This is a genomic window from Salimicrobium album (assembly GCF_900107115.1).
Lineage (GTDB): Bacteria > Bacillota > Bacilli > Bacillales > Halobacillaceae > Salimicrobium > Salimicrobium album.
Window position 1 is genome coordinate 504013 of record NZ_FNOS01000002.1, and the last position, 8627, is coordinate 512639.

10 protein-coding genes are annotated in these 8627 nt (G+C 37.7%); 9 read left to right on the forward strand and 1 reads right to left on the reverse strand.

Translation table 11 applies throughout. The features are described from left to right. Positions 1–219: 219 nt before the first annotated feature. From merR to BLU03_RS06105, 4 genes are all read left to right on the forward strand, one after another. Entirely contained in the window at positions 220–651 is a 432-nt protein-coding gene (gene merR, locus BLU03_RS06090; protein WP_093106327.1) for an Hg(II)-responsive transcriptional regulator, read from the forward strand. Next, positions 638–865, forward strand: a complete 228-nt coding sequence (gene merF, locus BLU03_RS06095) for a mercury resistance system transport protein MerF (RefSeq protein ID WP_093106329.1) — start codon at positions 638–640, stop codon at positions 863–865. The genes merR and merF overlap by 14 nt, the downstream gene beginning before the upstream one ends. 14 nt (positions 866–879) lie before the next feature. Then, positions 880–2529 carry a mercury(II) reductase gene (merA, locus tag BLU03_RS06100; protein WP_407690262.1) on the forward strand — a complete coding sequence of 550 codons (1650 nt, stop codon included), beginning with the start codon at positions 880–882 and terminating at the stop codon, positions 2527–2529. 117 nt (positions 2530–2646) lie between these two features. After that, a complete protein-coding gene (locus tag BLU03_RS06105; RefSeq protein ID WP_093106334.1) occupies positions 2647–3993 on the forward strand; it encodes a dihydrolipoyl dehydrogenase family protein in 1347 nt (448 codons plus the stop codon). A gap of 134 nt (positions 3994–4127) precedes the next feature. On the opposite strand, the gene BLU03_RS06110 is transcribed toward BLU03_RS06105, so the two are convergent. Then, positions 4128–4589, reverse strand: coding sequence for a hypothetical protein (locus BLU03_RS06110; RefSeq protein ID WP_093106337.1), 462 nt, complete (start codon positions 4587–4589; stop codon positions 4128–4130). A gap of 267 nt (positions 4590–4856) precedes the next feature. Here BLU03_RS06110 and BLU03_RS06115 point away from each other — a divergent pair, with 267 nt between their 5' ends. The 5 genes from BLU03_RS06115 (at position 4857) to BLU03_RS06135 (ending at position 8481) form a co-directional block, all read left to right on the forward strand. Beyond that, the gene (locus BLU03_RS06115; protein ID WP_143023820.1) at positions 4857–5666 is read left to right on the forward strand and encodes a TIR domain-containing protein; all 810 of its coding nucleotides are present in this window, start codon (positions 4857–4859) and stop codon (positions 5664–5666) included. Between the two features lie 26 nt (positions 5667–5692). Continuing rightward, positions 5693–6301 (forward strand): TIR domain-containing protein, encoded by a 609-nt coding sequence (locus BLU03_RS06120; protein ID WP_093106342.1) that lies wholly within the window; start codon positions 5693–5695, stop codon positions 6299–6301. Between the two features lie 62 nt (positions 6302–6363). After that, entirely contained in the window at positions 6364–7731 is a 1368-nt protein-coding gene (locus tag BLU03_RS06125) for an SIR2 family protein (protein ID WP_245698731.1), read from the forward strand. A 25-nt stretch (positions 7732–7756) separates the two neighbouring features. After that, positions 7757–8245 carry a TIR domain-containing protein gene (locus BLU03_RS06130; RefSeq protein ID WP_093106347.1) on the forward strand — a complete coding sequence of 163 codons (489 nt, stop codon included), beginning with the start codon at positions 7757–7759 and terminating at the stop codon, positions 8243–8245. A gap of 35 nt (positions 8246–8280) precedes the next feature. Further along, positions 8281–8481 carry a hypothetical protein gene (locus tag BLU03_RS06135; RefSeq protein WP_093106349.1) on the forward strand — a complete coding sequence of 67 codons (201 nt, stop codon included), beginning with the start codon at positions 8281–8283 and terminating at the stop codon, positions 8479–8481. Positions 8482–8627: the final 146 nt, after the last annotated feature.

Below are 8627 nucleotides of genomic sequence, written 5' to 3' on the forward strand. Positions count from 1 at the left end.
GCAACTAAGGGCAGTTATCTTGAGACCGAGTCTTCAAGTAAAGGGCAGGATTGTAGAAGGCTTAGTTTCGAGATACCACAATCAATCGTTAATAAATAAGGAGAGTGAATTTTTCGGCAAAAAATAATCTGTTGAGTTTAAGATTGGAAAAATAAAATCGATTCACACTTGACCCTGTATTATAGTACAGGGTTTATATTATATGTAGAGGTGATTGCTTTGGAATTTAAAATCAGCCAGCTAGCCGAAGCTTGTAATGTGAATAAAGAAACTATCCGTTACTACGAACGCAAATCATTAATACCTAAACCATATCGGAACAATTCAGGTTATCGCATATATGGAGGGGCCACAGTGAAGCGCATTAATTTTATCAAGAAAATGCAAGATCTGGGTTTTTCACTAAGTGAAATCCACAAGCTACTAGGAGTGGTGGATAAAGATTCTGATCGTTGTCAGGATATGTATCAATTCGTTTCAGAAAAACAGCAGGATGTTGAAAAGAAAATTAGAGAATTGCAACATATACAAAAAGTGTTGAATGAATTGAAGATCTGTTGTCCGGATGAAAAAGACCTGTATGCCTGCCCGATTATAGAAAAGGTGATTGAAGGTGGAGAGCAAAAGGGGGCACTGTATGAGGGGGAATAAATGGTTTATCGGAAGTTTGACTGGATTTTTCGTAACCCTTCTTTGTTGTGCGACGCCTTTGTTAGTAATTTCATTAGGTTTACTTGGTCTAGGAGCGTGGGTAGGTTACTTGGATTACGTTTTAATTCCACTATTGATTGTATTTTTGATCCTTGCGGTAGGGTCTTATAAAAGAAGTAAACCAACATCAACTAATAAGGACTGTTGCTCTTAAAAATGAAGGAGGAGATGAATATGAAAAAAATTCAAATGGAAATCAGAGGAATGACATGTGCAAGCTGTGAAGATCATGTAAGGCAGACACTTCAAAAAAATGGCGCTGAAAATATTCATGTCGACTATCAAGAAGGGAAGGCTGACTTTCAATTACCAGACGGGTACAAGGAAGAAAATATAAAGGAAAAACTACACCAGACGCCGTATCAACCAGGGGAAATGATTCGTATTTCCTCCGATAGTGAAAAAGGTGTTTCAGGTGAAGGGTACGATTACGATTTTTTAATTATCGGTTCCGGAGGGGCAGCTTTTTCTGCGGCCATTCAAGCTTCTGAGAATGGATTACGGGTAGCCATGGTAGAAAAAGGGGAGGTTGGAGGCACCTGTGTCAATATCGGATGTGTTCCTTCTAAAACCCTTATTCAAGCTGGACACATTCAATTCCAAACCGAACAACAGCCATTCCAAGGTTTGACGACTTCGGCCCAACAACCAGATATGATCGGGCTGCAAAACCAAAAAGAGAAGTTGGTTAACCAATTGCGTAAAGAGAAGTACGAAGACCTTATTCAGGAATACGGGTTCGATCTCATTAAAGGAGAGGCTTACTTTCGTGATTCACACACCATATCCGTAGAGGGAAAACATCTAACGGCTGAGTCCTTTTTAATTGCTACTGGGGCTTCTCCTTTCATTCCGGAGATTCCTGGATTGAAAGAGACTTCCTTTTTAACAAGCACATCTGCTTTAGAGTTGAAAGAAGTTCCTAAGCATCTGGTTATTATAGGGTCGGGATACATCGCCCTGGAATTAGGGCAAATGTATCGCCACTTAGGCGCGGAAGTCACCCTCATGCAACGTAGTGCAACATTCTTGAAACATTATGATCCCGAAATCTCTGAGACCGTTGAAAATATGTTAAAAGAAGAAGGCATCACATTATTGAAAGGTGTTAGCTATCATAAAGTCGAGGACAAAAACGGTCAAAAGTTCGTTCATCTTGAAGTGGAAGGGAAGCCTGAAACCATTCAAGGCGATCAGCTTCTCGTTGCTGCAGGAAGGAAGCCCAATACAGAAAAACTCCAAGGAGAGAACATTGATTTAGAATTGGGGGAATATGGAGAAGTCTTAATTAATGACTATCTGGAGACCAATATCTCTCATATCTATGCAGCTGGTGATGTAACACTTAGCCCTCAATTCGTTTATGTGGCAGCTCACCAAGGAGGTATTGTTGGACAAAACGTATCCAAGCAAACGAAAAAGACACAAAATCTGGAACATGTTCCTGCAGTGACGTTTACGACTCCTTCGATTGCTTCTATTGGGCGGACAGAACACCAGGCCAAACAAGCAAGCTATGATGTGAAAACGTCCGTGCTTCCCTTAGAGTCAGTTCCAAGAGCACTAGTGAACCATCAAACCCAGGGTATTTTCAAATTAATTATGGATGCAAAAACCAACCAGATTATTGGTGCTCATGTGGTAGCTGAAAATGCAGGGGATGTCATTTATGCAGCTACGTTAGCTGTGAAATTTAAATTAACAGCCGACGACCTTCAAGAGACCATGGCTCCTTACCTTACAATGGCAGAAGGGTTGAAGTTAGCCAGTCTTACGTTCGATAAAGATGTCTCCAAACTGTCTTGTTGTGCAGGCTAGCAAAAAGTTCTCCGTAAGTTACGATGAACTTTTTTAAAACCATGGATAAGGTACAGGGTTTGTCATTTCACAAAGTAGGCAAACGTAAATAAGAAAGATTTTAGGAGGTAGATAAATATGACCAATAAATACGATCTTATTGTGATAGGTTCAGGTTCTGGAGGGTCAATCACAGCAGCAAAATGCCTGAAAGAAGGCTGGCGTGTGGCCATGATAGATGATCGCCCGTATGGAGGTACTTGTGCCCTGCGAGGGTGCGATCCGAAAAAAGTGCTTCATGGAGCTGCAGAACTATATGACTGGCATAAACGAATGAAAGGAAGCGGCATTCACGGGGATGTAACCATCGATTGGCCGGAACTTATGGCATTCAAAAAGACATTCACGGATGACGTGCCGGATAAAAAAGAAAAGGCATTAAACAAAAAAGGGATGGACACTTACCATGGAAAAGCTTCTTTTATCAACGACCGACAGTTAAGGGTCGAAGATGAAGTTCTTGAAGGGAAATATATATTGATAGCTACCGGTGCCACACCGACGCCATTATCGATTCCGGGAGAAGCATACATGACGCATAGTGACGAGTTCCTCGAGCTGGATCGACTTCCGGAGACAATCGTTTTTGTTGGAGGCGGGTATATTTCTTTTGAATTTGCCCATATTGCGGCACGGGCAGGGGCAAAGGTTCATATTATTCACCGCGGGGAACGTCCACTGAAACATTTTGACAGCGACCTTGTCGCTTCCTTGTTACAAAAGAGCGAAGACCTTGGCATCGAAGTTCATGAAGAGTATTCGGTGGAAGCTATTGAGAAAGAAAACGATTCTCTTGTGGTCAGAACCCGTACCAAAGGAAAAGAAATCTCCTTTTCTGCAGATATGGTCGTGCACGGTGCAGGCCGGGTCCCTGCGCTCGACTTGGACTTGGAACAGGGGAATGTTGATGCAACGAAGGATGGGATTTCTGTGAATAGTTATTTGCAAAGCGTGACGAACCCACGTGTCTATGCTGCAGGGGATGCTGCTTCAACTAGTGGACTGCCTCTCACCCCGGTAGCGAGCATGGAATCTCACATTACAGCTTCCAATATCCTGAAAGGAAACCATAAGGAAGTAGAGTATCCGCCTATGCCCTCTGTTGTCTTCACTGTACCAAAGCTAGCTTCGGTAGGGATGACAGAAACAGAAGCGCATGCCTCGGGGAGGGATATTGACGTGAAACACCAGACGGTAGATGGGTGGTTTACGTATAAGCGTACGAACGAAACGCATACCGGGTTTAAAATCCTGGTAGATAACGATAAAGATCAGGTTGTTGGAGCTCATCTAATTAGTGAAGAAGCAGACGAACTGATTAATCACTTTGCAACGGCGATCCGGTTCGGGATACCTCCCAAAGAAATGAAACAAATGATGTATGCCTATCCAACAGCAGCTTCTGATATAGCTCACATGCTATGATTGCATAGCATTTCCTATTTCAAAAGGATCGACGGTAATATTTTTAATAGAACTAAAGCTAGAATATCTTGAAATCGAGTTTTCAATAATCGGGGGCGTTTCTTGAAGATAAGATCAAAATAAGGCCACACATTTTAGATATGTCTAATATGTGTGGTTCTTTTAATACCAAGCGTAAAAGCCTCTAACCTAAATATAACATTGGTGAATGCCCAGTACTCCCGGTCGCCGTAGCCGATATCTACGACAACGCTGGAAGCGCGATGCCCACTTTGATCTCCGCCGTCCACGTCGATACGTTCATAGCCGGAAAACAGATCTTCATCGGTTTCGTTGGAAGATGGTTGGGTCTTGGGCTCTAGTTTTTCGGATTCAATCGTCATTTCTTTTTCTGTCGTTTCTTGAGAAGGGGCTGGGTCTTCCATTTCCTTGTTTTCTTCTTGTGTTTCCGGTTCTTCCTCTGTTGTGGTCTCGTCGGCCGCGACTTTTTCGGTTTCTTCAGGTTTCTCAGGGGCAGAGGTCGCTTCGTCCTCCGCACACCCTAACGTAAAGAGCATGGTTAAAAGCAAAAGAATGTACATAATCATATTTTTCATGGGAAGGCTCCTCTCGGGATGATAGATGAATCACGGGGACCTCGGGACCGCCCCCGGGGGTTGTTGTAGTTGTAGTATACCATCTTCGTTTCGGTTGGGGGGGAGAATTGGAAAAAATCCCCTTCAATACTTTGTTTTAATTTTTAATAGGGTTATACTTAAGTAATATTTTAACTATATCAGAAATCTTACTGACTATTGAAAGTGTTGAATCGATAGGGGGAGTGAAACATAGTTGCATTACTAAGAAGTAAAAGATTTTAATACATGATTAATAAATTTAAAGGAGAAGTGGAAATGTACTTAGGATTTAACCTTGAGGCCGACGTCGATTTTACTGAATGGTATGACAAAGGAAGAGTATTATACAAGCAAAATTCTTCTGAAGTCGAGAAGAACTTAAGAAAGTATCTTTATGAAGGAACAGAGATATACAATGGAAGCTTGATGGCAAACGAATGGTTTCCGAAGATTAAAGTAGATGTATTTCTTTCACATTCTCATATAGATAAGGAAAAAGCTATTGGCCTTGCTGGATGGTTGGAAGAAAATTTTAATTTAACTGTATTTATTGATTCTTGTATATGGGGACATGCCAATGATCTTTTGAAGATGATAGATGATAAGCATTGCCTTAATGATGATGAAACTATGTATGATTACAACAAGAGAAACTATTCTACTAGTCATGTGCATATGATGCTATCAATGGCTTTAACGAAAATGATGGACAAAGCTGAACTTGTAATATTTATGAATACTGAAAATTCAGTGCAACCAGTTAACGACACTATTTCTCAGGCAACTAAATCTCCTTGGGTATATTCAGAACTTGTTTTAACTAATTTAATTAGAAAAAAAAACCCTGGACGAAAAGTTCAAAAATCTATGGAAAAACATACTTTGGAAGAGGCGAAAAGATTGGATGTTGCTTATCCTGTCGATGAACTCTTAAATAGACTTATTCCTTTAAAATATAAAAACTTAGTGGTTTGGAGAAACCAATTTTCTAAAAATTCAGACGTTGATGTGCACCCTTTAGATTATTTATATTCACAATTTGAAAAATCCAATTAAAAAATAAATGTGTAAGGAGTGATAGTTTGGCCTATAAAACGTTCATCTCTTATAAATACTCCGAGGCTAAAGATTTAAGAGATGAAATCGAAATGTCTCTAGGCGAAGATGCTAGATATTATCAAGGTGAAACAAGTGACTCACCATATCTAGGAGACAGGACTACAGAATACATTAGGGGCAAATTAAAAGACATGATTTATCATACATCAGTGACTATCGTAATTATTTCTCCAAACATGAAACAAAGTAATTGGATAGATTGGGAAATAGAGTATTCATTAAAGCAAATAAAAAGAGATAATAGAAGGTCAGGAACGAATGGCATAGTAGGTGTGGTGAAAAAAGTGAATGGAGATTATTCTTGGTTACGACCTACTACAGTCAATTCAGATGGACACACAGCAATTTTGACAGAAGATGACTATCTATATGAGATTATTAAGAAAAATAGAAGTAATCAGTTTCCTATAAAATATACTTGCGATGTATGTAAAAATATTGATGTGCTTGAAGGCTCTTTCATTTCTTTAATTAACGAAGAAAATTTTCTTGAAAATCCTAATAAATATATCAATAATGCCTATAATAAAAGCAAAAATATTGATGATTATGAAATAACAAGAAAAATTTAAGTTAAGGGGGAGTTAATATTAGTACTTCCGTTCGTGAATTTAAACGAGACTTTTTAAAATCTTTGAAAGAGGATAACGCTGCAATCTTTGCTGGAGCAGGATTATCTAGAACCCAAGGTTTTGTTAATTGGAAAGAACTACTGAGGGAGTTAGCTGAATACATCGGTTTGGACGTTGATAAAGAATCGGATTTGGCTGAAATAGCTCAGTTTTATGTTAATTCTAAACGTCAAAATAGACACTCCTTAAACCAAAAATTGTTAGAAGAATTCACAAAAGATGCAGTTACTTCTGAAAATTTAAGAATTTTAGCCTCTTTACCAATTTTCAATTATTGGACAACCAATTACGATAAATTACTCGAAAAAGCTCTAGAAGAACAAAACAGGAAACCAGATGTTAAAACCGCTCAGCAAGATCTAGCCCAAAATGTTCCTCAAAGAGATGCGATAGTTTATAAAATGCATGGCGATATAAACCGTCCTGAAGAAACGGTGTTAATTAAAGATGACTACGAAGCATATAATGAACATCGGAAATTATTTACTACTAATCTTCAAGGTGATTTGATTTCGAAGACATTTTTATTTATCGGTTTTAGTTTCGAAGATCCAAACCTTAATTTTATCTTAAGCAGTATTAGATTGTTGCTAGGAGAAAACAGCAGAGATCATTATTGTTTTTTCAGGAGACTGCAAGAGAAAGATTTCGATTATAAAGAAGATTATATTTATGAAAAAACAAAACAAGATTTAAAGATTGAAGATCTGCAAAGGTATTCGATTAATGCTGTGCTAGTAGATGAATATGAAGAGATTACTGGAATACTGAAAGATATTGAAAGGAAATATAAGTTAAATAACATATTAATATCTGGAAGTGCAGCCACTTACGAGCCTTTTGACGAAAAAGAAGGTCAATCTTTCATACATGAACTTTCTAAAAGTATAGTTGACGAGGGATGGAAAACAATTAATGGATTTGGTTTAGGAGTTGGAGACTTTGTCATAAATGGAGCTTTGCAAAGCATTAAAGATTCAAAATACAAAAAGGTCACAGATTATTTAGAACTGAAACCTTTTCCACAATTCGGAGATAATTTAAAAGAACAATGGTCTTCTTATCGAGAAGACATTATAAGCTCATCTGGAATAGCCATTTTTGTGTTTGGTAATAAAAACAAAAATGGAGAGATAGTGGAAGCAGATGGGGTTTTAGAAGAATTTGAAATTGCTAAAAAGCAGAACAAGTATATTATACCTGTTGGAATTACTGGCCACGCTTCTAAAACCATTTACGAAGAAATTAGAAATGACTCTACAAATTATGATTATTTACAAGGCCATTTAGAAACATTGGCAGAAGAAAAGGAACCAGAAAAGTTAATCAAGCATATAATAATGTTAATTAAATCTATACAAAAATATTGATTACAAAGATAATGGAGGAGATTATTTGGTTAAAAGAGTTTTTTTTAGCTTTCATTATAGTAAAGATAATTCGAGAGCTGGAGTAGTAAGGAATTCAAATATTACTAAAGATATGAAAGATTATTTTGATGCTGCAGAGTGGGAAAAGGTGAAAAAACAAACTCCCCTTGCTATTAAACGATGGATTAATTCTCAATTAACGAATACTTCAGCGACAATCATTTTAATAGGAGCGGAAACTTCAAAAAGAGATTGGGTGAAGTATGAAATAGAAGAAAGTTTAAATCGCAACAAAGGTATACTAGGTATTAATATACACAATATAAAAAATTTAGACGGCTATACTAGCATCAAAGGCGCCAATCCACTTAATAAATTTAATGTTAGAACCAATAGTCGAATTGAAAAAGCATCAAATGTATTTCCTGTTTATGATTGGAAAATCCACGATGGCTATCAGAACCTAGGGAGGTGGATAGATGAAGCATGCGCTATAAGTTATAAATATTTATAATAAAAAAATATTTGAAACAAATTAGGAGCATTATTATGAACGAGGAAAAAATTAGGCACCTAGAAATGATTCAGCCAATTATATCGCGTATGGCAGCTAATTCTTTTTATTTGAAAGGTTGGGCAGTAACGTTAGTTACTGCATTACTAACGTATAAAAGTACTCAAACAATTGGTGGTTCCGATTTAATAATCTTTATTCTTCCTATAGTTGTTTATGGCAGTATGAAAATGTAAGGTTCGGCAGTCCTTCTATGTAGGTTGCCAAAGAAGGCAAAAAGCGTAAAAAAAAGCCACTTGCTAACGATCCCTTAAATCAATAGACTTCCTGTTGTGCAACCATTTAAGGACAGGAGGTCATTAAGGAGATGTTAGAAGTGACT

What these genes read in the sequence shown, in the direction of transcription:
- merF (WP_093106329.1), top strand. Translation starts at nt 638, where the DNA reads ATGAGGGGGAATAAATGGTTTATCGGAAGTTTGACTGGATTTTTCGTA.
- merA (WP_407690262.1), top strand. Translation starts at nt 880, where the DNA reads ATGAATATGAAAAAAATTCAAATGGAAATCAGAGGAATGACATGTGCA.
- BLU03_RS06105 (WP_093106334.1), top strand. Translation starts at nt 2,647, where the DNA reads ATGACCAATAAATACGATCTTATTGTGATAGGTTCAGGTTCTGGAGGG.
- BLU03_RS06110 (WP_093106337.1), bottom strand. Translation starts at nt 4,589, where the DNA reads ATGAAAAATATGATTATGTACATTCTTTTGCTTTTAACCATGCTCTTT.
- BLU03_RS06115 (WP_143023820.1), top strand. Translation starts at nt 4,857, where the DNA reads ATGATTAATAAATTTAAAGGAGAAGTGGAAATGTACTTAGGATTTAAC.
- BLU03_RS06135 (WP_093106349.1), top strand. Translation starts at nt 8,281, where the DNA reads ATGAACGAGGAAAAAATTAGGCACCTAGAAATGATTCAGCCAATTATA.